The organism is Mycobacterium sp. IDUB_21, assembly GCF_055419425.1.
Genome location: NZ_JBVAXQ010000003.1, coordinates 285,533 through 309,346 on the forward strand (window position 1 = coordinate 285,533; position 23,814 = coordinate 309,346).

Consider the following 23,814-nt stretch of genomic DNA (forward strand, 5'->3'; position numbering starts at 1 on the left):
GGTCAGTGCGCCCCCTCAGCGGTCAGCAGTGCCGGGTCGGTTTGACCGATCGTGGTCATGGTGTGCTCAACCCCCGGGTTGATGATGTCCAGCGCCGGTTTCGGGTAGAAGCCCAGGAACAGCAGCAGTGCGATCAATGGTGCGACGACGACGAGTTCACGCGGCACCAGGTCGCGGATGCGTTCGTTGCCGGCAGTGACCGGGCCGGTCATCACCCGCTGATAGAGCCACAACATGTAGATCGACGACAGCACCAGCGCGGTCGTGCCTATCGTCGCTGCCAGCCAGTACCGGTTGAAAGTGCCCAGCAATACCAGGAATTCGCTGATGAACGGTGCGAGCCCGGGCAGTGACAGGGTGGCCATCGCCGCGACCATGAAGGTGCCGGCCATGACCGGGGCCACCTTCTGCACGCCGCCGTAGTCGGCGATCGCCCGGGCGCCGTCGCGCCGGGAGATCAGGAATCCGGCGATCAGGAACAGCGCCGCGGTGGACAGCCCGTGGTTGAGCATGTACAGCGTCGAACCGCTTTGGCCCTGGCTGGTCATCACGAAGATGCCCAGAATGATGAAACCGAAGTGGGAGATCGACGTGTAGGCGATCAACCGCATGATGTCACGCTGGCCGATCGCCACCATCGCGCCGTAGACCACCCCGATCACCGCCAGCACGATGATGGCCGGACGGAAATACGTCGAGGCGTCCGGGAACAGTTGGAGGCAGTACCGCAGCATGCCGAAGGTCCCCACCTTGTCCATGACCGCCATCATCAGCACCGCGGTAGCCGGGGTGGACTCCACCGCGGCGTCGGGCAGCCACCGGTGCAGCGGCCACAGCGGAGCCTTGACCGCGAACGCGAACATGAAACCGGCGAACAGCAGCTTGAGCACACCCGGATCCACGGTGGTGGTGGCAGAGGAGAACAGGGAGACCAGTTCGCGGAAGTCGAACGTGCCCGACCCCCCCGGACCTTCAGCGGCGCTCACCACGTACACCCCGATCACTGCGGCCAGCATGATCAAGCCACCGAACAGGTTGTAGAGCAAGAACTTCAATGCCGCGCGAGATCGACCCGCGCCGTTGCCGAAGCCGCCGATCATGAAGTACATCGGGATCAGCATCGCCTCGAAGAACACGTAGAACAGCAGCACGTCCAGCGAGACCAGCGAGATCAGCACCATCGCCTCGACGGTCAGGGTGAGCGCGGCGAAGGCGTGCGGGCCGCGGCTTCGCCGGCCACCGTCGTTCCAGCCGGCCAGCATCAGCAGTGGTACCAGCCCGGCGGTCAGCAGTGCCAGTATCACCGCGATACCGTCCACGCCGAGCGTGTAGCTCGCCCCGAACGCCGGTATCCAGGAATGGCTTTCGACGAACTGGTAGGGGGCGGCGACGGGTGTCGTGTCGAAACCGGTGGTGACCACGATCGCCACCGCCAGCGTCGCCAGGCTCACCACCAGCCCGGCCCACTTCGCCAGCTGCGCGGCCCCGGCCGGCAGCACGATGACCAGGCCGGCGCCAACCAGCGGCAGCAGCCACAGCAGGCTCAGCCAGGGCAGGTGCGTGTTCACAGTTGCACCGCCAGGACTACCGCGACGACCAGCACCGTGCCGGCCAGCATGGTCAGCGCATAGGACCGCACGAAGCCGGTCTGCAGGCGCCGAACCAGGATCGATGCGATCGCGACCAGCCCGGCCCCCGTGTTGACCGAACCGTCGACCACCCGGTCGTCGACGTCGACCAGGACTTGCGCCAGTCGGTTACCCGGACGCATGAACACCTCCTCGTTGAAGGCATCGCCGTAGAGATACTCCCGGGCCGCCACCGTCAGGGGCGACACATCGGCGGGTGCGGTGATCGGTATCGGTTTGCGGCTGTACATGCGGTACGCCACCGCGACGCCGAGCAGGACGATCCCCAAAGTGACGGCTCCGGTGAGCCAGGACGGGATGGCATGCGCCGCCTCGTGGCCGACCACCACCGGCGCCACAACGGGTTCCAGCCAATGCTCGAGTCGCCCGCCGACGGCCAACACACCACCGGAAAACACTGCGCCGACGGCCAACACGATCATCGGCCAGGTCATCACCCGCGGAGACTCGTGTGGATGCTGTAGCGCCCGCTCTGCGGTCACTTCGCTCTCGTCGGCCGCCCAGCGGCGCTCGCCACCGAACGTCATCAGCATCACCCGGGTCATGTAGAACGCGGTGATGCCGGCGCCCAGGATCGTGACCGCGCCCAAGACCCAGCCTCGCGTCCCGCCGGTAGCCAGCGCGGCCTCGATGATGGCGTCCTTGGACCAGTAGCCGGCGAACGGTGGCACCCCGATGATCGCCAGATAACACAGTCCGAACGTCACGAACGTCACCGGCATGAAGGCCCGCAGCGCGCCGTAGCGGCGCATGTCCTGTTCGTCGTTCATCCCGTGCATCACCGAACCGGAACCCAGGAACAGCCCGGCCTTGAAGAAACCGTGGGTGAGCAGGTGCAGGATCGCGACGGCGTAGCCGGCAGGGCCGAGGCCCGCGGCCAGCACCATATAGCCGATCTGGCTGACGGTGGAGGCGGCCAGCGCCCGCTTGATGTCGTCTTTGGCGCAGCCGATGATCGCACCGAACAGCAGCGTGATCGCGCCGACCACCACGACCGCCAGCCGGGCGTCGGCGGACAGGTCGAACACCGGGCCCGACCGCACGATCAAATACACCCCGGCGGTCACCATGGTGGCGGCGTGGATCAGTGCCGACACCGGGGTGGGGCCCTCCATCGCGTCGAACAACCAGGCCTGCAGCGGCACCTGCGCAGACTTGGCGCAGGCCCCCAGCAGCAGCAGCAGCCCGATGGCGGTGGTCCACCCGCTCGGCCCGGCGGCCTGGGCGGCGCCGAAGACCCCGTCGTAGGACAGCGTGCCGAACGCGGCGAACATGACGAACATGGCCAGCGACAGTCCGAAGTCACCGACCCGGTTGGACACGAAAGCCTTCTTGCCGGCCGCGGCTGCGACCGGCCGGCCGTACCAGAACCCGATCAGCAGGTAGGACGCCAGGCCGACGCCTTCCCAGCCCACGTAGAGGGCCAGGTAGTTGTCGGCGACGACCAGCAGCAGCATCGCCGCGACGAACAGGTTCAGGTAGGCGAAAAATCTGCGGCGATCGGGATCGGTCTTCATGTAGCCGATCGAATAGATGTGGATCAACGCGCCCACTCCGCTGATCAGCAACACGAAACAGATCGACAGCGGATCGATCAGCACCCCGAAGTCGACGTGCAGGGCGCCGACCGGCACCCAGCTGAACAGGTGGGTGTGAATCGCCCGATCCTCGCCCGGCCGGCTCAGCATGTCGGCCAGCAGTGCCAGCCCGATCCCGAACGAGGAGAGCACGGTGGCGCAGCCCAGCAGGTGCCCCCACCGGTCGGTCCGCCGCCCGCCGACCAACAAGATCAACGCGCCGGCCGCCGGGAGGGCCACCAGCAGCCAGCCCAGCTGGCTCAGATTCGTCATAGAGCTCCCCAACTCCTAGCCGCGCAGTAGGTTCGCGTCGTCGACCGACACGGATCGCCGGGCCCGGAAGATCGTCATGATGATGGCCAGGCCGATCACCACCTCGCAGGCGGCGACGACCATCGTGAAGAACGCCACCATCTGGCCGTCGAGCTGGGAGTGCAGCCGGGCGAAGGTGACGAACGCCAGATTGGCGGCGTTGAGCATCAGCTCGACGCACATGAACATCACCAAGGCATTGCGCCGCAACATCACTCCGGTGGCGCCGAGGGTGAACAGCATCGCCGAAAGGTAGAGATAGTTCTCCGGATTCACTGGCCCGATTCCTCCCCGTTGACCGCTGCACCGGCGTCGCCGGCGGGTGCGGCGTTCCCGGTGGCGCCGACCCAGCGGTGCGTCAAGGTGTCTGACACCGACAACTCCGAGTAGGACCCGTCGGGCAACCGGGCGGCGATGTCGACGGCATTGTGGCGGGCGTAGACGCCCGGTGTCGGCAGCGGCGTCGGGTGGTGGCCGGCCTGGAAGCGCTGGATGGACAGTTCCCGCTGGGTTATCCGCGGTTGCAGGCGCTCGCGATGCGTCAGCACCATGGCCGCCACCACCGCAGTGATCAGCAACGCGCTGGTCAGCTCGAACGCCCAGAGGTAGCGGGTGAAGATCAGCGCCGCCAGCCCCTCGACGTTGCTCTGGCCCAGCTCCGCCGAGTCGCCGGTCGCCGCGGCGGGAGCACCGATTCGGCGCAGGTGCATTGTCCCGCCGCCGATCCCGGCGATCAGCAGTACCCCGAAGCCGATCCCGGCGAGCGTCGAGCCGATCCGCTGGCCGCGCAGGGTCTCGACCAATGACTCGACGGAGTCGACCCCGATCAGCATCATCACGAAAAGGAACAGCATCATCACGGCGCCGGTGTAGACCACGATCTGCACCACACCGAGGAACATCGCGTCCTGGACGAAATAGAACACGGCCAGGACGAGCATCGTCATCGCCAGAAACAGTGCCGAATACACCGCCTTGGCGGCGGTGACGACCCCGACCGCACCGATGAGCGCACACGCGCCGAGAACCCAGAACGCCACGGCCTCCCCGGTGGAGGTGCGGACGACGACGTCGGCGGCAAGCAGTGTGGTGCCCATCAGGCCTTGCCCTGCTTCTTCCGGTCCAACATCACGAACAGGTCCGGGTTCTCGTCGAGTCCGTCCGGGCTGACCCTGCCCAGGTAGTAGTCCTTCTCGGTGGCGCCGTCCGGCATCGGGTGTGGCGGTGAGGTCATGCCGGGCTCCAGCGGCGCCAGCAGTTGGTCGCGCTCCAAGATCAAATCGGCACGGTTGTCCGCGGCCATCTCGTAGTCGTTGGTCATCGTCAGCGCGCGGGTGGGGCAGGCCTCGATGCACAGTCCGCAGCCGATACAGCGCAGGTAGTTGATCTGGTAGACACGGCCGTAACGTTCGCCGGGGGAGAAGCGTTCGTCGTCGGTGTTGTCGGCGGCCTCCACATAGATGGCGTCGGCCGGACAGGCCCACGCGCACAGTTCGCAGCCGATGCACTTCTCCAACCCGTCCGGATGCCGGTTGAGCTGGTGGCGGCCGTGATAGCGCTTCGCCGTCGGCTTCTTGGTCTCCGGGTAGCCGTCGTTGATCGGCCGTTTGAACATCGTCTTCCAGGTGACGCCGAACCCGGCCAGCGCGTCTCTGAGCTTAGCCATTGACATCCTCCTTGACCCGCGGTGAATTACGCTGCGGCAGCGGTGGTGTCGGGAATGAACCCCCGGACGAGGTCAGTGCGCTGGCGGGCGGTGGCGCGGGCTCGACACGCCGGGTGTTCACCGCGCTGAAGCGGCGATGCAGCAACAGCAGTACCACCAGCGTGGTGATCGTGCTGAGACCTATCAGCACGATTTCCCAGTGCTGGTAGCCGTCATTGCGCAGGCTGCGCATCACCGCGGCGACCAGCACCCAGACCAGCGCCAGCGGGATCAGGATCTTCCAGCCCAGCGCCATGAACTGGTCGTAGCGGAGCCGGGGCAGGGTGGCACGCAGCCAGATGTAGATGAAGATGAAACCCCACACCTTGGCGGTGAACCACAGCAGCGGCAACCATCCCTGGTTGGCGCCGGCCCACATGTTGAGCGGGAACGGTGCGTGCCAGCCGCCGAAGAACAATGTGACGGCCAACGCCGAAACCGTGGTGATGTTGATGTATTCGGCCAGGAAGAACAATGCGAACTTCAACGACGAATACTCGGTGTGGAAGCCGCCGACGAGCTCGCCCTCGGCCTCGGGCAGATCGAATGGCGCACGGTTGGTTTCACCGACCATCGCCGTCAGATAGACCATGAACGACGGCAGCAACAGGAACGCGAACCACATCCGGTCCTGGGCCGCCACGATGCCCGAGGTGGACATCGTCCCGGCGTAGAGGAACACCGACGCGAACGCCAGCCCCATCGCGACCTCGTAGGAGATCACCTGGGCGGTGGAGCGGATTCCGCCCAGCAGCGGGTAGGCCGACCCCGACGACCAGCCGGCCAGGATGATCCCGTACACCCCGATCGAGGACATCGCCAAGACGAACAGCACCGCGATCGGCAGGTCGGCGAGCTGCAACGCGGTGCGATGGCCGAAGACACTGACTTCCGGGCCGAACGGGATCACCGCGAACGCGGTGATCGCCGGCACCGTCGAGATGACCGGAGCCATCACGTAGATCGCGCGGTCAACGCCGAAGGGGGTGATGTCTTCCTTCAGGGCCAGCTTGACGCCGTCGGCGAGACTCTGCAGCCAGCCCTTCGGTCCGACCCGGTTGGGCCCGGGCCGCATCTGCATGCGCCCCAGCACTTTTCGTTCGATGACGATGGCGAACAGCACCGTCAACACCAGGAATCCGAAGACGGCCACCACCTTGGCCAGCATCAGCCACCAGGGAATGCTCATGGTCTGCGTCCAATCCGTACCACCGCACCCGGGCTGACCCCGAGATTGCGGTGCACCGCTGAGTCAGCAGAATTCATCGGCAGCCACACCACCCGGTCCGGCATCTCGGTGATGACCAGTGGCAGGGTGATGTCTCCATGCTCGGTGCTGACCGTGACCGGATCGCCGGGCGCGGCATCGATCTCGGCGGCGGTCGGTGCCGACAGTCGCGCCACCGGCTTGCGGGCGGTGCCGGCCAGGTTCGGTTCACCGGCCTGCATCAATCCGTTGTCCAGCAGCATGCGCCAGCCGGCCAGCACGGCTTCGCCGGAGTCAGGCTGTCCCGGACGGCCCGGCGTGACGTCGGGGGCGGCCACCCGCTCGCCGTCCCAGGCGCCCAACCGGGTCAGCTCGTCGCGCGCCGCCTCCTCGGTGGAAAGCCCCAGATCGACACCCATCTCCTCGGCGAGCGCGTCGAGCACCCGCACGTCGGACAGGGTGCCGCGCTCAGCCAGCGCCACACCGAACCGGCGGTGGCGGCCCTCCCAGTTGAGATAGGTGCCGGACTTCTCGACCGCCGCCGCGATCGGCAGGACCACATCGGCGCGTTCGGTGATCTCGCTGTGCCGCAACTCGATGCTGACCAGGAATCCGATCGCGTCCAGGGCGGCCAGCGCCGCGGCCGGGTCGGCCAGGTCGGCCGGTTCGACCCCGCCGACCAGCAGCGCCCCCAATGTGCCCTCGGCGGCGGCCGCCAAGATGGCATCGGTGTCGCGTCCGGTCTGCGACGGCAGCTCGTCGGGGCCGTCCAGGCCCCACGCTTGCGCGATCTCGGCCCGCGCGGATGCGTCGCTCAGCGGACGCCCGCCCGGCAGCAGCCCCGCCAGGGCGCCGCACTCCAGCGCGCCGCGCTCCCCGGCACGTCGCGGCACCCAGGCCAGCCGCGCACCGGTCGCGTCGGCCAGCCGAACCGCTGCCGACAGCGCGCCGGGTGAGCCCGCCAATCGCTCGCCGACCAGCACCACCGCGCCGGGTTGGCGCAGCAGCTGCCCCAATTCGCTTTGGGATGAGTCATTGTGCAGGCCGTCCAGCGCCGTTGCCTCGTCGCCGGGAACGGTCGGCAGCAGGGTGCCGAACATCTTGTCCAGCGCGCGGTCGGCGAACGGCGCTACCGCGAACACTTTGGTGTCCTTCTTGCGGGCGGCTTTGCGCAGCCGCAGGAAGATGATCGGCGATTCCTCCTCGGGTTCCAGGCCGACCAGCAGCACTGTTCGGGCGGTTTCGAGGTCGGCGTAGCTGACCCCGATCCCGCGCCCGGCCACCCGGGCGCCCAGGAACGTGGCCTCCTCGGCGGACTGGATGCGCGCCCGGAAGTCGATGTCGTCACCGCGCAGCGCCACCCGGGTGAACTTGGCGTAGCCGTAGGCGTCTTCGGCGGTCACCCGGCCACCCACCAGCACACCGGTGCGTCCGCGGGCCGCGGCCAGGCCGCGAGCCGCCACCGCCACCGCGTGCGGCCACGAGGTGGGGACCAGGTTCCCGTTGTCGTCGCGCACCAGCGGCGTGCTGATCCGGTCGGGCTGGACGGCGTAGGTGAACGCCCAACGCCCCTTGTCGCAGTTCCACTCCTCGTTGACGTCCGGATCGTCGCCGGCCATCCGCCGCATCACCTTGCCGCGGCGGTGATCGGTGCGCTGGGCGCAGCCGGCCGCGCAGTGCTCGCAGACGCTGGGTGTGGACACCAGGTCGAACGGGCGGGCCCGGAACCGGTACGAGGCGCCGGTGAGCGCCCCCACCGGGCAGATCTGCACGGTGTTGCCGGAGAAGTAGGAGTCGAACGGCGTCTCGGTGTAGATGCCGACCTGCTGCAGCGCGCCGCGATCCATCATCTCGATGAACTTGTCCCCGGCGATCTCGTCGGCGAACCGGGTGCAGCGCGCGCACAGGATGCAGCGGTCCCGGTCCAGCAGTACCTGCGAGGAGATGTTGATCGGCTTGGGATAGGTCCGCTTGGCCTCTTCGAAGCGAGTCTCGGTGCGGCCGTGGCTCATCGCCTGGTTCTGCAGCGGGCACTCGCCGCCCTTGTCGCAGGTCGGGCAGTCCAGCGGGTGGTTGATCAGTAGCAGTTCCATCACCAGGTGCTGGGCTCGATCGGCTTCGGCGGAGGTGTGTTGGGTGCGCACCACCATGCCCTCGGCGGCGGCCACCGCGCAGGACGGCTGCGGCTTGCGCTGGCCCTCCACCTCGACCATGCACTGCCGGCACCAGGCGACCGGGTCCAGCAGCGGGTGGTCGCAGAACCGCGGGATCTCGATCCCCAGTTGCTCGGCGGCCCGAATGATCAAGGTGCCCTTGGGAACCGTGATCTGCCGGTCGTCGATGGTGACCGTCACCGACTCGGGGTTCTCCTGCCGATCGGGCCCGGTCACGCCGCACCGCCGTCTGCTCCGCCTGCCACGTACATGCTCTCTTTCGGGTCGAACGGGCAGCCCCCGTCAAGATGGGCGATGTATTCGTCACGGAAGTACTCGATCGACGACTTCACCGGCATCGCCGCACCATCTCCCAAGGCGCAGAAGGACTTCCCGAACAGCACGTCGGCGATGTCCAGCAATGTGTCGAGGTCTTCGCGGGTTCCGCGGCCGGTCTCCAGCCGTTCGTAGATCGGCACCAGCCAGTAGGTGCCTTCGCGGCACGGTGTGCACTTCCCGCAGGACTCGTGCTTGTAGAACTCCGACCAGCGCCGGGCCGCGCGCACCACGCAGGTGGTCTCGTCGAAGATCTGTAATGCCTTGGTGCCCAACATCGAGCCGGCCGACGCCATACCCTCGTAGTCCAGCGGGATGTCGAGGTGTTCTTCCGTCAGCAGCGGGGTCGACGACCCGCCCGGCGTCCAGAACTTCAGCCGGTGCCCGTCGCGTATCCCACCGGCGTAGCCGAGCAGTTCACGCAGCGTGATACCCAGCGGGGCCTCGTACTGGCCGGGCCGCTTCACGTGCCCGGACAGCGAATACAGGGTGAAGCCGCGAGACTTCTCGGTGCCCATCGAGCGGAACCAGTCCGCTCCGTTGTGCAGGATCGACGGCACGCTGGCGATGGATTCGACGTTGTTGACCACGGTGGGCGAGGCGTACAACCCGGCCACCGCCGGGAACGGCGGTCGCAGCCGCGGCTGGCCCCGGTAGCCCTCCAGTGAATCGATCAGCGCGGTCTCCTCGCCGCAGATGTAGGCGCCGGCTCCGGCATGCACCGTGATGTCCAGGTCGAAACCGCTGCCGCCGATATCGGTGCCCAGCAGACCGGCCGCGTAGGCTTCGGCGACCGCGGCGTGCAGTCGGCGCACCACCGGCAGTACCTCGCCGCGCACGTAGATGAACGCCTGCCGGGCCCGGATCGCGTAGCAGCAGATGATCATGCCCTCGATGAGCACGTGCGGCGTCGCCATCAGCAGCGGCATGTCCTTGCAAGTGCCGGGTTCGGACTCGTCTGCGTTGACCAGCAGATAGTGAGGCTTTGCGCCCGCTCCTTCGTTGCCTTGCGGGACGAAGGACCACTTGGTCCCGGTCGAGAACCCGGCGCCGCCCCGGCCGCGCAGCCCGGATTCCTTGACCAGTTCGATGACCTCGTCGGGCGTCATCTCCAACGCGCGTTTCATACCGGCGTAACCGTCGTGGCGGCGGTAAGTCTCCAGCGTCCACGACTCGGGGTCGTCCCAGTAGCTGCTCAGCACCGGTGTCAGCGGAGTGCCGCCCGCAAGCGTCATTTCCCGCCCCCATTGGCGCTGTTGCCCGGCTCCGGCGCGGCCATCCCGTGTTCGCGCGCGATCTGCAGGCCGACCAGCGTCGCCGCGCCGGCACCGCCCTGGCCGTCGTCGGCGCGTTCGTCGGGAAAGCCGGCGAGAACCCGTTCGGTCTCGGTGAAGCTGCACAACGGCATCCCGCGGGTGGGCCGCACCTCCTGGTCGTCACGCAGCCTGTCGACCAGGTCGCTTGCCGATTCCGGCGTCTGGTTGTCGAAGAACTCCCAGTTGACCATCACCACCGGCGCGTAGTCACATGCGGCGTTGCACTCGATGTGCTCCAGGGTGACCGCCCCGTCGGACGTGGTGTCGTCGGCCCCGTCCTCCATGCCCAGGTGTTCCTTGAGGCGAGCGTAGATGGCGTCGCCACCCATCACCGCGCACAGCGTGTTGGTGCAGACGCCGACCAGGTACTTGCCAGTCGGACCGCGCCGGTACATCGAGTAGAACGACGCGACCCCGGCGACGTCGGCGCCGGTGATTCCGAGCAGCTCGGCGATGAACGCCATACCGGCCGGGGTGATGTAGGAGTCCTGCGCCTGCACCAGATGCAGTAGCGGCAGGATCGCCGAACGCGGCTGTGGGTAGCGGGCGATGATCTCCTTGGCGTCGGCCTCCAGCCGGGCCCGCACGTCGTCGGAGTAGGCGCGCGGCGCATCGGGGTGGTTGAACTGATTGGGTTCCTCCGGCGGCCGGCCCAGCTGCAGAAAGACCCGCTTGCCATCGGTGCCCGCCGTCGCGGGCATCAGCCGGTCCCGCCCCGTTTTGTTGATCTGACCGTTCGTCTCGCTCACCGGTCCACCCCTCCCATGACCGGATCGATGCTGGCAACCGCGGCGATCACGTCGGCGATCAGCCCGCCCTCGCTCATAGCGGCGACCGCCTGCAGGTTGGTGAAGGACGGATCCCGGTAGTGCACCCGGTAGGGCCGGGTGCCGCCGTCACTGACCATGTGCACCCCGAGTTCGCCGCGAGGCGACTCGACCGAGACGAATACCTGCCCCGGCGGCACCCACAGATCTTCGGTGACCCGCTTGAAGTGGTGGATCAGCCCCTCCATCGAGTGGCCCATGATCCAGCCGATGTGCTCCTTGGAGTTGCCCTGCCCATCCGGTCCTACTGTCAGGTCGCCCGGCCAGGCGATCTTGCGGTCTTCGATCATGACCGGACCGGGCCGCAACTTATCCAGACATTGTTCGACGATTTTCAACGACTCCTTGATCTCTGCGATACGGATCAGGTAGCGGCCGTAGGCATCACAGCCGTCATCGGTGATCACATCGAATTCGTAGTCCTCGTAGCCGCAATAGGGTTCTGCACGGCGGACGTCATTCGGCAGGCCGGTGGCCCTCAGGATGGGGCCGGTGATGCCCAGGGCCATGCAGCCGGTCAGGTCCAGGTAGCCCACGCCCTTGGTGCGGGCCTTCCAGATGTAATTCTCGGTGAGCAGGTCCTCGATGTCCTTGAGTCGCTTGGGCATCAGCTCGAGGAAGTCGCGGATCTGGGGTATCGCCTCGTCGGGCAGGTCCACCGACACCCCGCCGGGCCGGATGTACTGATGGTTCATCCGCAGCCCGGTGATCGTCTCGAAGATGTCGAGCACCAACTCGCGTTCGCGGAAGCCGAACAGCATCACCGACAGCGCACCGAGTTCCATACCGCCGGTAGCCAGCGCGACCAGGTGCGAGGAGACCCGGTTGAGTTCCATCATCAGCACCCGGATCACGTTGACGCGCTCTGGGATCTGGTCGGTGACGTCGAGCAGCTTCTCCACCCCGAGGCAGTAGGCGACTTCGTTGAAGAACGGCGCCAAGTAGTCCATCCGGGTCACGAACGTGACGCCCTGGGTCCAGTAGCGGCTTTCCAGGTTCTTCTCGATGCCGGTGTGCAGATAGCCGATGCCGCAACGGGCTTCGGTCACCGTCTCGCCGTCGAGTTCGAGGATCAGCCGCAGCACGCCGTGCGTGGACGGGTGCTGGGGCCCCATGTTGACGACGATGCGTTCGCCGGGATCGGCGGCCTTGGCCGCTTCGACCACCTGGTCCCATTCCTGGCCGCCGACGTTCAGGACGGTCCGGGGCGTCTCGGTGCTCATTACTTGTAAGCCCTCCGCTGGTCCGGCGGCGGTATCTGCGCGCCCTTGTACTCGACCGGGATGCCGCCCAGCGGGTAGTCCTTGCGTTGCGGGTGGCCATGCCAGTCGTCGGGCATCTCGATCCGGGTCAGCGAGGGGTGGCCGTCGAAGATGATCCCGAAGAAGTCGTAGGTCTCGCGCTCGTGCCAGTCCGTGGTGGGATAGATCTTGAACAGCGATGGAATGTGCGGATCCGCATCCGGGGCAGCGACTTCCAGCCGGACCCGGCGATTGTGGGTGATGGACCGCAACGGGTAGACCGCATGCAGCTCGCGGTCGGTGTCCGCGGGGTAGTGCACACCGGAGACCCCGAGGCTCAGCTCGAAGCGCAGGGCCGGTTCGTCGCGCAGCAGCTGGGCGACCGCCGGGAGCTGCGCCCGGTGGACATACAGGGTCAGCTCGCCACGATGTACCACCACTTTCTCTACGGCATCGGCGAATTCGACCCCTCCGCGCTGCAGCGCCGCGGTCAGGGTGTCCACGAGTTCGTCGAAGTACCCGCCGTAGGGCCTCTTGGTTTCACCCGGTAGCGCGGCCTCGGTCACCAGTCGCCCGTAGCCGGACGTGTCGCCCGGGCCGGCCGCGCCGAACAGGCCGCGGCGGACCTTGATGACATCCTCGGTGCCGTCCTCGTCCCGGCCTTCACCGTCGGCAGTGCCCTGACTCACCGCAGCAACCCCCTCATCTGCCAGGTGGACGGGGCCGACAGCGCCGCCTCCTCGGTGGCGGTGATCACCTGCTCCCGGTTGGCGCCCAACGGCATATCGCGAATTTTCTCGTGCAGCTTCAGGATTGCGTACATCAGCATCTCCGGCCGGGGCGGGCAGCCGGGAAGATAGATATCGACCGGGACGACATGGTCGACGCCTTGCACGATGGCGTAGTTGTTGAACATCCCGCCCGACGACGCGCAAACACCCATTGCCAGCACCCACTTGGGTTCCACCATCTGGTCGTAGATCTGCCGCAGCACCGGCGCCATCTTCTGACTGACCCGACCGGCCACGATCATCAGGTCGGCCTGTCGCGGCGAGGCCCGGAACACCTCCATGCCGAAGCGCGACAGGTCGTAGTCGGGTGCCATCGTCGACATCATCTCGATCGCGCAACAGGCGAGGCCGAAGGTCGCCGGCCAGAGCGAGCCTTTGCGGAAGTAGCCGGCCAGGTCCTCCACCGTGGACAGCAGGAGACCGCTCGGCAGCTGTTCTTCTAATCCCATTTTCTAAGTCCGCCTACTCCCACTCAATCCCAACTCAGACCGCCGCGCCGCCAGACGTAGGCATACGCGACGAAGACAACGGCGGCGAACAGCACCATTTCGATCAGCGCGAACATCCCGAGCCCGTCGAAGGCGACCGCCCAGGGGTAGAGAAAAACGATCTCGATGTCGAAGACGATGAACAGCATCGCGGTCAGGTAGTACTTCACCGGGAAGCGCTGCCCGGACGGGGCATGCGGTCCGCTGACCGGCTGGTCGGTGGGTTCGATGCCGCACTCGTAGGCTTCCAGCTTTGCCCGGTTGTAACGCGATGGGCCGGCCAGCGCCCCGGCGACCACGGAGAACACGGCGAAACCGGCAGCGAGCGCGGCGAGGGCGAGGATCGGCAGATACAAGTCCATGCGAGTGACGTGGTTCCCTTCCGGGCGTCGATGTGAGTTCAGGCACAGCCTAACGCGCGGCAACCGGGCGGTTGCGAAGAACCCGAAATTGACCGCAACTGTGACCGGAGTCACCTCTCAGCGGTCAACGGCCACAGGGCAATTCGCTTCTGAGGGCGCCCTAACCCGTATTAACTGGGCGCTGGCGTACGCAGCAGGCCCAACACCGCACGACTCAGTGCCATGGGGTCCACCGGGTGCGCCACAGCGGCGTCCGCGTGCGACCATTTGGCCAGCCAGGCGTCGTCGGCGCGGCCGGTCAGCACCACGATCGGCGGGCAAGGCGTGATCTCGTCCTTGAGCTGTTTGCAGATGCCCATCCCGCCTGCTGGGGTGGCCTCGCCATCCAGAACGGCAAGGTCGATTCCGCCGGCATCCATCTGCCGGATCACCACCGGCTCCGTCGCGACTTCGACATAACTCAGGTCCGGTAGATCCGGGTGCAGGTGCTTGCCCAAGGCGGTCATGACCCGTGCGCGGGTCGCGGCGTCGTCACTGTAGACAAGGATCCGCAGCGCCTGGGAAGAAGGCGTGGAAGACGTGGAGGACGTGGAGTCAGACACGTGGGGAATGCTACTGCCCGGATGGTACCGATAGAGCGGGTTTGGCGTACGGCCGTCGAAGTGACTGTCGCGCAGTGACTCTAACGCTCAGCGATCGTAACCGGGATGGTCGATTGACAGCCGGTGCCGCACCAGCGTGTAGAGGCAGGCGCCGACCGCGTCGGGTCGGTCGTCGAGGTCACCGGCCCGGATGGCAGCGGCCAGCCCGGCCTCGTCGGCAAAACCCACTCCGGCCAGGGCTTGCGTCGCGGCGCCGCTCGAGGCGTCGCGCAACTCCCGTTCGACGATGCGCAGCGCGTTGGCGGCCACCCGGGTGTGGAAGTTGACCTGGCCTTCGGTGGCCGTCCGGATATCGGTGTCGAGGAACTCGGTGACCGCGGCGACGAGCTCGGCGGCGGTCGGCCGCCGGCCGGTCACCGGCGGTGCCGATGGCCCGGCTTCTCCTCCCGTCGCTGCGCTCCGCTCATCGTCGCCGGGGGGCGCCGAGTGCCCGGCTTCTTCTCCCGTCGCTGCGCTCCGCTCATCGTCGCCGGGGGGCGCCGAGTGCCCGGCTTCTTCTCCCGTCGCTGCGCTCCGCGCATCGTCGCCGGGCGGCGCTGAGGGCCCGTCGAGCAGGCGTAGCAGGTCCCATTCGGTTTCGGAGACCCGCCGGCCGATGGTCGCCAGCTCCACCGAGCGGGCCTGCCCGCTCAGATGCCGCTCCGCTTGGTAGCGGCAGATGATTCCCCAACGCAGGGTGCCCAGCAGTAGCCACCAGTTGAACCGGTCCGGGTCGACGGCCACACCGGCGGCCTGCTCGTAGGCGGCCAGGAACGCCTCGACACTGCCCAGCCCGCCGGCGCCGCGGTCGGTCGGGGCACCGAACCGCCAGGCCCGCAGACAGAACCAGGCCAGGTCCTCACAGCCGTCGCCGAGATGTACCAACTCCCAATCCAGCACCGCCGCCAGCCCGGCCCCGTCGACGATCAGGTTGCCCATCCGGAAGTCGCCGTGCACCAGCTGCGGCTGCACAGCAGGCGGCCGGTGGTTCTCCAGCCACCGAAACGCCCACTCGAAGATGGCCGTGGTGTCGTGCATCGCGTCCAGCTGGTTGCGGCAGCCGGTGAGCTGATCTTCGGCACTCAACGCGATACCGGTCGGGTCTGACCGGTGGATGGCGGCCAGGGCCTGCGCACACTGCCGTAGCAAGATGTCGCGTCCGGTGTCATCGAGCTGGCGCTCGATACGTCGAACCACCGTCTCCCCGGCGATCGCATCGCAGATCAGAAATGGATTTCCCAGCGCCCCAGGAGAATTGTCTGCGAGTACGACGTTCGGGACCGGGGCCCCGGCTTTGCGTGCGGCACGCTGCGCGTGTGCTTCCAGCTCCATGCTGGCATTGATCTCATCGGGAGGTCCGGTCCGCAGGATCAACGCGCGCCGCCCGGTGGCTTTCCCTGTCTCGAAGACCGCGTCGAACGCCCAGGTGGCCCGGCTGGCACCCCCGGTCAGCGCGCGCAGGCCCTCGATGGTGACCGGGCCCAATGTCGGTGCCAGTACCGCCGAAAGCCGGTCGGCCAGCTGCTCGGTGCTCATCGCTTGCGGTCGAACCCGAACAGCCGCTGTGCGACCCGGCGGATCTGGATCTCTTCGGCGCCCTCGGTGATCCGGTAGCGGCGGTGATGCCGGTAGATGTGTTCGAACGGCTCGTGACGGGTGTAGCCGATCCCGCCGAAGGTCTGAATGGCCCGGTCGGCGGCATCGCACACCAGCCGGTTGGCGCGGTAGTTGGCCATCGACACCTTGTCGGAGACCTCCAGGTGGTGGTCGCGGTCCAGGTGCCAGGCCGCGTAAAACACCAGCAGCCGGACCATCTGGGCTTCGGTCTGCAATTCGGCCAGCGGCCACTGGACGGCTTGGTTGACCGAGAGCGGCTTGCCGAACACCTTGCGCTCGGTCGCATACTTCGCGGCGCGGTCGATGCAGTACTGCGCGGCACCCAGGCTGGACGCCGCCTGGCGGATCCGGTTCTCGTGCAGGAACGTCTGCGCCACCTCGAGGCCACGGTCCACCTCGCCGAGTACTGCATCGGCGGGCACCCGGACGTCGGTGAGCTCGACCTCGCCGTGGTCGGTGGGCATGTTGAATGTCCACCAGTAGAACGGGACACTGAAACCCGGTGTATCGGTGGGCACCAGGAACGCGGTGATGCCGCGAGCCGATCCGGGGTCACCGGACGTGCGTGCGAAGACCAAGTCGTGGGTGGCTCGATGCACTCCGGTGTTGAACCGTTTGGCGCCGTTGATCACCCAGCCGTCATGAGCGGACTCGGCGCGGGTTTCCAGCCAGGTCGCATCCGATCCGTGGGCCGGTTCGGTGAGGCCGAACGCCATCGACCGCTCGCCGGTGATCAGGGCCTGGGACCAGGCCTGGCGCTGCTCGTCGGTGCCGAACCGCTCCATCATGATCACCTGCGGGAAGTTCCCGACGATCGACGACTCGTCCTGCAGGTCGTTGTGCAGGCCGAGCCCCTTGTGCGCCAGATGCTCACGGATCACCGCCATGTCGACGTTGGTTCCGTCCCGGCCGCCCAGGGACGACGGCAGCCCGTAGCGCAGCCAGCCGGCGGCGTCGGCCCGGCGGCGCATCTCGGCCAGCAGGTCCTCCCAGTCGCGGTTCGGGATGCCGTCGTTCTCCACGTCGGTACGGGCGAATTCCCGACGATGGTCGAAGTACTGCATGTTCTCGGCCTGCAGCGGGGCGATCTCGCGCTCGATGAAGTCGTCCATCTCGGCGAGCAGACCCGGAAGATGTTCGGGCAGTGTGAAATCCATGGTAAGTCCTCCACTTGGTGTTCAGCAGCCGTACAGGGTCCTCCGCCAGATCGTCGACAGCGTCGCGATGGCATCGCTGTCACTGATTCGCCAGCCCGGTCCGGACGGACCGACGAAGACGACGGTGAAGTTCTCGAACAGCAGCGCGATCGCGGCCGCGATGTGGTCGGGGTCGAGGTCAAGGCCGTGGCCCTGTTGCTGGGCGCGCCGGACCGAGGCGGCGACGATCTCGATGCCGAACCGCCGGAACTCGTTCTGCAGCGCGGCGAATCGCTGCTTGGTGGCGGCCAGTTGGGCCACTGCGATCATGACGCCGATGTTCTGCTTGAACATGCCCCAGTAGGCACTGACCACCGACGAGAAGAACTCGGTGTCCTGCGGGGAGTCCGGCAACCGCATTTTCAGTCCGGACGGCTCGACGACGTCGGACAGAAATGACTCCGCCATCGCGGCCAGCAGATCCTCTTTGTCGCTGAAATACCGGTACAGCACGGCGCTGGATTTGCCGGCTGCCGAGGTGATGTCGGCCAGCGTGGTGCCGTGAAAGCCGCGTTCTGCGAACAGCTCCCGGGCGGCCTGTTCGATGGCCTGGCGCGTTTGGCGGCCCTTCGAGCTGAGCTCACGCCGGTTGGACACCGTCTGGTTGGACACGTCGCGTTCAGTCCCGTTTCCGGTCCCCGGCGGCCAACAGCGCGCTGGGCAACCCATGTCCGACGACTGAACTGGCCACGCCGGCCGCGGCGATGGCGGCATCCAGGTCGACGCCGGTCTCGATGCCGCAGTCGCCGAGCAGGTAGACCAGGTCTTCGGTGGCGATGTTGCCGGTGGCGCCGGGAGCGAACGGGCAACCCCCCAGGCCGCCGGCCGAGGCGTCGAGCCGGGTGATGCCGGCCTGAACCGCCGCGTAGGCGCAGGCCAGCCCCGCGCCGCGGGTGTTGTGGAAGTGCGCCCCCAGCGGTACGTCGCCGATGATCGGCCGCACCGCGGCGATCAGGTCGGTGACGCGCCGGGGGGTGGTCGTGCCGATGGTGTCGGCGATCGCCATCCGGTCTACGCCGAACGTGCTCGCCGATTCGGCGATGTCGGTGACGCGCCCGGGCGGCGTCGGACCGTCGAACGGGCAGTCCCACGCGGTGGCGATGATGACTTCGACCGACGCGCCGGCGTCATGGGCGATGCCGGCGATGTCGCCGATCGCTGCAACGGCGTCGGCGGTCGGCCGCCCGACGTTGGCCGAACTGAACGAATCCGAGGCGCACACCACGTACTCGATCGAGGTCAGGCCCGCGGCGACCGCCCGGCTGGCGCCACCCGGGCTGGCGACCAGCGCGGAGAATTCGAGGTCGGGGTAGCGCCACAGCTCGGCGGCGAGTTCGGCGGCGTCGGCCAGCGCGGGGACCTTGGTGGGGGAGACGAACGAGGTCACCTCGACCTCGCGCACCCCGGTAGCCGCGATCGCGGCCAGCAGCTCGAGCTTGGCGTGCAACGGGATCGGCTGCTCGATCTGCAGTCCGTCACGTAATGCCACCTCGCGGATCGAGACCCGGCTGGGTATCACAGCACCCCCTGCGCGCGTAGGTCGTCCAATTCTGCTCCAGTCTTACCCAGCAGCCCGGCGTAGACCTCATCGTTGTGTTGTCCGGGCCGGGCTGACCCGGCGTTACGGATTCGGCCCGGAGTGTCCGAGAGCACCGGGATGATGCCGGGGCCCAACACGGTTCGTTCGGCGCCTTCGTCCCAGTGCTCGGCGAGCATGCCGCGGGCCTGCAGCTGAGGGTCGTTGACCACCTCGGCGACCGTGTTGATCGGCCCGGAGATCACTCCGGCGGCGCTCAGCGTCGCGATGATGTCGTCGGGCTTACGCTGCACAGCCCATTCGCCGATGATGCCGTCCAGCTCGTCCTGGTTGCGGCCGCGGGCGACGTGATCGGCGAACCGCGGGTCGGTCGCCAGTTCGGGACTGCCCATCGCCTGGCACAGCCGGGCGAAGACGCTGTCCTGGTTGGCGGCGATCACCACCCAGCTGCCGTCGGCGGATTGGTAGATGTTCGACGGCGCGATGCCTTCCAGGCGGGTGCCGGACGGCCCGCGCACCACTCCGCCGACGTCGTAGTCGGGGATGGTGGATTCCTGGATGGCCAAGCAGGATTCGGTCAGCGCGACATCGACAACCTGGCCTTCGCCGGTGACCGTGCGCCGGTACAGTGCGGCCAGCGCACCTTGGGCGGCGAACATGCCCGCGAGGCTGTCGCCGAGGGACAGCGCCAGCCGCGGCGGTGGGCCGCCGGGGAAACCGTTCATGTGCCGCAGCCCGCTGGCGGCCTCGGCGACCGAGGCGTACCCGGCCTTGTGGGCGTCGGGTCCGGTCTGCCCGTAGCCGGAGACCCGCACCAGGATGATGCCGTTGTTATGTTGCCGCAGCACATCGAAACCCAGGCCCCAGCGTTCCAGCGTGCCGGGCCGGAAGTTCTCCACAACGATGTCAGCGTTGTCGATCAGCTCCAGGAACAGCGCGCGCCCCTGGTCGGTGCGCAGGTCCAGCGTGACGGCCTTCTTGTTGCGGGCATGCACGGTCCAGAAGAAGTGGTGTCCGTCTTGTTCGGCCTGCCCCCAGGTGCGCAACGGGTCGGGTCTGCCGGGCAGCTCGATTTTGATGACCTCGGCGCCCATGTCTCCGAGCAGGCGTCCCGCGAAGGGTCCGGAGATCAGCGTGCCGAGCTCAATGACGCGGATGCCGTCGAGCGCACCGGCGGTGGGTGTCATACCGAAGAGCCTACGAACTCATGCCGGTCCAGCCAATCGGTGACGATGGCCACCGCCTCTCGCAGCGCCGGGCGCTGATCCGGGCCGGCGTAATAGTGGTTGGCTCCCGGTATTTCGTGCATCTCCTTGTCCGGGTGCCCGATCGCCTCGAAGAGCCGACGGGTGTGGCTGGGGGTGCAGGCGTCGTCGGCCATGTTGCCGATCACCAGCGTGGGCACTGCGATGTCGTTGCCGCAGTCCACGCCGTCGCCGTGAGCGTCGTCGTAACTCCACTGCGACAGCCAGCTGCGCAGCGTGCAGAAGCGCGCCAACCCGACCGGGCTCATGTTCACCACCTGCGGATCGCCCAGGTAGCAGCTGCCCGGAGTGCGCTCGTTGGGGTCCACCGTCGGATCCAGCCAGCGCGGGTCGGCCATGGTGCCGTGCACCACGAACGCGAACTCATCTTCGGGACGTCCGGCGTCCTTGAGCTCGGCCAGCTTCGCCTTGACCCAGCTGGTGATCCGGCGATTCCGGTCGATCTGGGCGGCCCGGTAGCGGTCCAGGAACTCCTCGGTGTACGGCGGCTGGTTGGGGTTGTCCGGGTTGTAGAGATCCAGTTCCGGGTCTCGCTTGCTCGGATCGGACTCGTCGAGAATCGAGGCGTCCAGCCATTCGGTCATGGTGCCGTGCCGGCTGATGTGGGCGGCCAGCAGCAGGACGCCGTCGGCGGGTATCAGCCCGAGCTTGGTCAGGTCGGGGCCGTCGCCCGACGGGCTTGCGGTGACCGTCGGGTTCTGCGCCTGCTGCTGGTAGAACAGCGACAGCGAGCCGCCACCGCTCCAGCCGGCCAGCACGACCTTGGAATAGCCGAGCCGGCTCTTGGCGTCGGAGATGCATTGCCCCAGGTCTTCGATGACCTTCTCCATCAACAGCGCGGAGTCGGTGCCGCGGAATCGGCTGTTGCAGTAGATGACGTGGTGCCCGGCGCGGGCCAGCGCGTTGACCATCGGTAGGTAGGCGCCGCCACCGATCGGGTGCATGAACACCAGCACGGTGTCACTGGGTACGTCCTTCGGTCGCAGCAGGTAGCTCTCCAGCACAACCAGCTCGGCGACGCCGCCGTAGACGTCACGAACGCCGGAATTGTTCTGGTAGGCAATGAGATAGGGGATACGCTCGTAATCGTGCTTGGCGGTCATGCGTGCTGTCCTAGGTCGTGGGCGAGAACTTCCGGTGACGGGGTGAGTCGGCGGCGGGTGTCGATGGCGATCACCTGCCAGTCGACGCGCTGGTAGTCGTCGAACTTGCACCGGGCGCGTTCGCGGGCCTTCTCCGGTGCGCCGTGGTGCACGCCTTGGGGAGCATGACTGATCAGGCCGGGCGGCATGGGGATTCCGTAGAGCGATCCGCCGTGGAAGAAGGCGATCTCGTCGTAGTCGACGTTGCGGTGATACCAGGGGGTGCGTTCGGTGCCCGGCACACCCTCGGCGGGCTTGGGCAGGAAGTTCATCACGTACACGCCGGTGGCCTGCATGAACATGTGCACCGTCGGGGGCAGGTGCAGGCTGTCGGAGGTGACGACGTTGTAGTCGGCGATGTTGAACGTGAATGCGAAATTGTCGCCGCGCCAACCCGCCACGTCAATCGGATTGTGTTGGTAGTACAGCGTTGTCGGTCCGCCTTCGTGGATCAGCCGCACTTCGTACTCTTCGCGCCCGTCGTCGTCGATGGGGACCGGCTCGGGGATGACCGCCTGCGACGGGTCGAAGGGGAAGTGTCGGCCCAGCGGACCCGGCGGTGGCACCCGGAACTCGTCGGTGGCCTGGATCAGCAGCAGCGTCGTTTCGGCGGTGGGCAACTGGCGCCAGGTCGTCGCCTTGGGCAGGTACACCCAGTCGCCCTCGCGGTAGTCCAGGGGACCGAACTCGGTCTCCAGCCGCCCGGAACCGGCGTGGACGAAGCAGAGCAGGTCGCCGTCGACGTAACGGACGTGAAATGGCATCTCCACGGAGCGCCGGGACAGCGAGATGCAGCAGTCGGCGTTGTCGAACAACCGCAGCGGGTGCCCGGCGGGGTCGGTGGCGTCGGTCGGTTCGAGCTGCGTGGCCAGCACGTCGATGGGCCGCAACGGGCCGTCGGCGCGGTAGGCGGTCGGATCGTGTCGCCGATACATGTTGGCGGTGCGGCCGGTGAACCCGCCGCGGCCCAGCTCGTCGTCTTTCAGGCCATCGAGGTCCGCGTGGACGCGCTTGGGTGTGACGCCTTTGCGCAGGTGAACGAAGGATTCCATCGGCTGCCCCCAACTCGTGGCTCAAAAAGTAAAAGCAACATTACTTTTTGTTCGGGGCCTGGGCAAGCGTCAGGGTTCGCATGTTTGTACACGTCATGCGGGGCGTCGCGTACAAACCTGCACCCTTGAGAGTGAAGAACGAGCGGGGCTACTTGAGCTCGGAGGACGACAGGCCAAGCAGTCGGCGGGCCACCACCAGCTGCTGAATCTGCTGGGTGCCCTCGAAGATGTCGAGGATCTTCGAGTCGCGGCCCCACTTCTCCAACAGGGTCTGCTCCGAGTAGCCGGTGGTCCCGGCCAGTTCGACGGTCTTGAGCGTGACGTCGGTGGCCATCCGGCCGGCCTTGGCCTTGCCCATCGACGCCTCTTTGGAGTTGGGGATGTTGTTGTCGGCCTGCCATGCCGAGCGCAGCGTCAGCAGGTACGCCGACTCCCAGTCGGCCTCCATCCGGAGGAACTCGGCGGCCGGTGCGCTTTGCGCGTGGGCCGGCTTGTCGTAGGAGATGTCCACGCCGGCGTCGGTGAGAATCTGGCGCAGCTCCTCCAGAGCTGCACGGGCCACCCCGATCGCCATCGCCGCGACGATCGGCCGGGTGTTGTCGAAGGTCTCCATGACTCCCGAGAAGCTCTTCTCGGTGTTGATCTCCGGGCTGCCCAGCAGGTAGTCCTTGGGGATCCGGGCGTTGTCGAACCGGATCACCGCGGTGTCGGAGGCTTTGATGCCGAGCTTGTGCTCCAGGCGCTCGACGATGACGCCGGGGTGTTCACGCGGCACGATGAACGACTTGATGGCCGCGCGGCCCAGCGACTTGTCCAGCGTCGCCCACACCACGATGTGGGTGGCCCGGGAGCCGGCGGTGACGAAGATCTTCTCGCCGTTGATCACGTACTCGTCGCCGTCCAGGGTGGCCGTCGTGGTCACCGCGGCCGAGTCGGACCCGAAGCTCGGCTCGGTGATCGCCATCGCCGCCCACACCTTGCCGAGCCGCGTGAGCTGTTCGTCGGTGGCCACACCGGAGATTGCGGCGTTGCCCAGCCCCTGATAGGGGACCGACAACATCAAAGCGACGTCGCCCCAGCTCATCTCGAGAACCTGCAGCAGCGCGGCCATGTTGGCGCCGTTGCGGTTGCCCTCTTTGCCCTCGGTTTCGCGGAATGCCTCGGCTCCGGCCATCGCGTTACCGCCGGCCTTCGACACACCGTCGAACAGGGTCTCCAGCGTGTCGAGTTCGACCGGGTAGGCGTGCTCGCGCTGGTCGTACTTGCGCGAGATCGGGCGCAATATCTCGGCGGCGCCGGCGTGCGTCATCTCGATGACGGCCTGCAGCTTCTTGGGAAGTTCCAAATTGATTGCCATGACGGATCTTTCAGATCGTTATCGGAAGGGCTGACTTGAGTGA

General features: G+C 67.1%; 22 protein-coding genes. All 22 read right to left on the reverse strand.

Annotated elements, in window-relative coordinates:
- Positions 1-2: 2 nt before the first annotated feature.
- The 22 genes from ACZYY4_RS06650 to ACZYY4_RS06755 all read right to left on the reverse strand — a co-directional run bounded on the left by ACZYY4_RS06650 (position 3) and on the right by ACZYY4_RS06755 (position 23,771).
- Positions 3-1,568: an NADH-quinone oxidoreductase subunit M gene (locus tag ACZYY4_RS06650; protein ID WP_463808825.1), complete on the reverse strand. Its 1,566-nt coding sequence runs from the start codon at positions 1,566-1,568 to the stop codon at positions 3-5.
- Positions 1,565-3,499 (reverse strand): NADH-quinone oxidoreductase subunit L, encoded by a 1,935-nt coding sequence (gene nuoL, locus ACZYY4_RS06655; protein ID WP_463808826.1) that lies wholly within the window; start codon positions 3,497-3,499, stop codon positions 1,565-1,567. The genes ACZYY4_RS06650 and nuoL overlap by 4 nt, the downstream gene beginning before the upstream one ends.
- 15 nt (positions 3,500-3,514) lie before the next feature.
- Positions 3,515-3,814, reverse strand: coding sequence for an NADH-quinone oxidoreductase subunit NuoK (nuoK, locus tag ACZYY4_RS06660; protein ID WP_112684462.1), 300 nt, complete (start codon positions 3,812-3,814; stop codon positions 3,515-3,517).
- Positions 3,811-4,635, reverse strand: a complete 825-nt coding sequence (locus tag ACZYY4_RS06665) for an NADH-quinone oxidoreductase subunit J (protein WP_463808828.1) — start codon at positions 4,633-4,635, stop codon at positions 3,811-3,813. The genes nuoK and ACZYY4_RS06665 overlap by 4 nt, the downstream gene beginning before the upstream one ends.
- Positions 4,635-5,210, reverse strand: a complete 576-nt coding sequence (gene nuoI / locus ACZYY4_RS06670; protein ID WP_463808830.1) for an NADH-quinone oxidoreductase subunit NuoI — start codon at positions 5,208-5,210, stop codon at positions 4,635-4,637. The genes ACZYY4_RS06665 and nuoI overlap by 1 nt, the downstream gene beginning before the upstream one ends.
- Positions 5,197-6,432, reverse strand: coding sequence for an NADH-quinone oxidoreductase subunit NuoH (gene nuoH, locus ACZYY4_RS06675; protein ID WP_463808832.1), 1,236 nt, complete (start codon positions 6,430-6,432; stop codon positions 5,197-5,199). The genes nuoI and nuoH overlap by 14 nt, the downstream gene beginning before the upstream one ends.
- Positions 6,429-8,840, reverse strand: a complete 2,412-nt coding sequence (locus tag ACZYY4_RS06680) for an NADH-quinone oxidoreductase subunit G (RefSeq protein WP_463808834.1) — start codon at positions 8,838-8,840, stop codon at positions 6,429-6,431. Before ACZYY4_RS06680 ends, nuoH begins: the two co-directional genes overlap by 4 nt.
- A complete protein-coding gene (gene nuoF, locus ACZYY4_RS06685; RefSeq protein ID WP_463808835.1) occupies positions 8,837-10,174 on the reverse strand; it encodes an NADH-quinone oxidoreductase subunit NuoF in 1,338 nt (445 codons plus the stop codon). The genes ACZYY4_RS06680 and nuoF overlap by 4 nt, the downstream gene beginning before the upstream one ends.
- On the reverse strand, positions 10,171-10,956 hold the full coding sequence (nuoE, locus tag ACZYY4_RS06690; RefSeq protein WP_463808987.1) for an NADH-quinone oxidoreductase subunit NuoE: 786 nt from the start codon (positions 10,954-10,956) through the stop codon (positions 10,171-10,173). Before nuoE ends, nuoF begins: the two co-directional genes overlap by 4 nt.
- A gap of 44 nt (positions 10,957-11,000) precedes the next feature.
- Complete coding sequence (nuoD, locus tag ACZYY4_RS06695) at positions 11,001-12,305, reverse strand: NADH dehydrogenase (quinone) subunit D (protein ID WP_463808836.1); 1,305 nt, start codon at positions 12,303-12,305, stop codon at positions 11,001-11,003.
- Positions 12,305-13,012, reverse strand: a complete 708-nt coding sequence (locus ACZYY4_RS06700) for an NADH-quinone oxidoreductase subunit C (protein WP_463808838.1) — start codon at positions 13,010-13,012, stop codon at positions 12,305-12,307. Before ACZYY4_RS06700 ends, nuoD begins: the two co-directional genes overlap by 1 nt.
- Positions 13,009-13,563 carry a NuoB/complex I 20 kDa subunit family protein gene (locus tag ACZYY4_RS06705; protein ID WP_463808839.1) on the reverse strand — a complete coding sequence of 185 codons (555 nt, stop codon included), beginning with the start codon at positions 13,561-13,563 and terminating at the stop codon, positions 13,009-13,011. Before ACZYY4_RS06705 ends, ACZYY4_RS06700 begins: the two co-directional genes overlap by 4 nt.
- A 23-nt stretch (positions 13,564-13,586) precedes the next feature.
- Positions 13,587-13,964 carry an NADH-quinone oxidoreductase subunit A gene (locus ACZYY4_RS06710; protein WP_463808841.1) on the reverse strand — a complete coding sequence of 126 codons (378 nt, stop codon included), beginning with the start codon at positions 13,962-13,964 and terminating at the stop codon, positions 13,587-13,589.
- Positions 13,965-14,134: 170 nt separating this feature from the next.
- Entirely contained in the window at positions 14,135-14,566 is a 432-nt protein-coding gene (locus tag ACZYY4_RS06715) for an Rv3143 family two-component system response regulator (RefSeq protein WP_463808843.1), read from the reverse strand.
- An 87-nt stretch (positions 14,567-14,653) separates the two neighbouring features.
- Positions 14,654-16,141 (reverse strand): phosphotransferase family protein, encoded by a 1,488-nt coding sequence (locus ACZYY4_RS06720; RefSeq protein ID WP_463808844.1) that lies wholly within the window; start codon positions 16,139-16,141, stop codon positions 14,654-14,656.
- Positions 16,138-17,379: an acyl-CoA dehydrogenase family protein gene (locus tag ACZYY4_RS06725; RefSeq protein ID WP_463808845.1), complete on the reverse strand. Its 1,242-nt coding sequence runs from the start codon at positions 17,377-17,379 to the stop codon at positions 16,138-16,140. The genes ACZYY4_RS06720 and ACZYY4_RS06725 overlap by 4 nt, the downstream gene beginning before the upstream one ends.
- A gap of 21 nt (positions 17,380-17,400) precedes the next feature.
- A complete protein-coding gene (locus tag ACZYY4_RS06730; RefSeq protein WP_463808988.1) occupies positions 17,401-18,015 on the reverse strand; it encodes a TetR/AcrR family transcriptional regulator in 615 nt (204 codons plus the stop codon).
- 22 nt (positions 18,016-18,037) lie between these two features.
- Entirely contained in the window at positions 18,038-18,937 is a 900-nt protein-coding gene (locus tag ACZYY4_RS06735; protein WP_463808846.1) for a hydroxymethylglutaryl-CoA lyase, read from the reverse strand.
- On the reverse strand, positions 18,934-20,142 hold the full coding sequence (locus tag ACZYY4_RS06740) for a CaiB/BaiF CoA transferase family protein (RefSeq protein WP_463808848.1): 1,209 nt from the start codon (positions 20,140-20,142) through the stop codon (positions 18,934-18,936). The genes ACZYY4_RS06735 and ACZYY4_RS06740 overlap by 4 nt, the downstream gene beginning before the upstream one ends.
- The gene (locus ACZYY4_RS06745; RefSeq protein WP_463808849.1) at positions 20,139-21,323 is read right to left on the reverse strand and encodes an alpha/beta hydrolase family protein; all 1,185 of its coding nucleotides are present in this window, start codon (positions 21,321-21,323) and stop codon (positions 20,139-20,141) included. The genes ACZYY4_RS06740 and ACZYY4_RS06745 overlap by 4 nt, the downstream gene beginning before the upstream one ends.
- Positions 21,320-22,414, reverse strand: coding sequence for a homogentisate 1,2-dioxygenase (locus tag ACZYY4_RS06750; protein ID WP_463808850.1), 1,095 nt, complete (start codon positions 22,412-22,414; stop codon positions 21,320-21,322). The genes ACZYY4_RS06745 and ACZYY4_RS06750 overlap by 4 nt, the downstream gene beginning before the upstream one ends.
- Positions 22,415-22,562: 148 nt before the next feature.
- Complete coding sequence (locus ACZYY4_RS06755) at positions 22,563-23,771, reverse strand: acyl-CoA dehydrogenase family protein (protein ID WP_463808852.1); 1,209 nt, start codon at positions 23,769-23,771, stop codon at positions 22,563-22,565.
- Between the last annotated feature and the right edge of the window lie 43 nt (positions 23,772-23,814).